1 protein-coding gene is annotated in these 1,089 nt (G+C 45.5%); it reads left to right on the forward strand.

The window, feature by feature from the left end:
* Window positions 1-1,089, forward strand: a 1,089-nt coding sequence (locus tag A3757_RS27350) for a hypothetical protein (RefSeq protein ID WP_068740429.1), incomplete at both ends; no start/stop codon positions are given.

The raw sequence follows: 1,089 nt of genomic DNA on the forward strand, positions 1-1,089 counted from the left end.
GCGTCACGAGATGCCTCCATTTTGGTCAATGCAACAGCGTTTTTTCGGTCTGCCATTTAAAACAGACGCTTTGTTGCTTTCCTTGTTGTTAGGCCTTAGTGCACTAGCGATGCACTTAAATGCGATATTCGCCCTGCTACTTGCTAGTATCTTGTCTCTAGTGCTTGTGAACTTCTCTGTGCAGGTAGCGCGGAGCTATAGTAAGGCGACTCGCTTATCATCGACGACAGGTTCAAGCTCATTTAATGGGGGGGTGCCAGGAATTGCCTCGGCTTTAGATTTTAAACAGGCTAAGACGAGCCTGATTATTACCGGACTATTAATCGTTTGCTTTGCGCCCCCCATACTTTTACTGAATTATGTTAGTGGCTGGCTTGCCCTAACCTACGCGTTACTTGTTTTATCGATTCTGCCCAGTGTATTGCTTATGCTGCTGTATAGCGATAAACGGCAAGGCGGCCATGGATCTGCTCCACCTAGTTGGATGAGCATTATTAAAAAGATGCACTTATCTTATGTCAGCTTGATTGCATTTTTTGCGATGAGCTATTTGAGCGTATTGGTGATCGCAGATTTGCTTCACCCTGTATTACCCTCCTTTGCTTTTGCTCCGGTTTGTGTGCTGCTGACGGCATATTTTGTTATAGCCCTGTTTGCGGTTTTGGGTTACGTCTTAAAGCGTTATGAATTCTTTTCATCGGTGAGCAGTGTCAAAGCGCTTGAGAGCGAACAAGACAATACGCCAACTGACAGCTCACAACGAATCAATGCTGACTTAGATATCGCGATCAAAGATGGTGACTTTTCCAAAGCCTTGTCTCTTTTGGAAAACAGTATGAAAGGCAAGGGAAAGCGGTCTGACTTGAGAGTCCATCAGCTGTATACGCTATTGCTAGAGCGCCGAGACCTGGTTCGCCTGGAACAGCATAGTCACTTGTTTTTTGAACTCTTACTGGGTCGGGGGCAGAAGTTGGCAGCTTATGAGTTGTTTGAAATGCTGCGCAATGAGCAAGAGAAGTTCCTGGTGCACGATATTCAACTGAGCCTCGATCTGGCTGAAGCGTTTTATCAGATGAAAGAGTATAAACT

The sequence above is a fragment of the Oleiphilus sp. HI0117 genome (genome assembly GCF_001635235.1).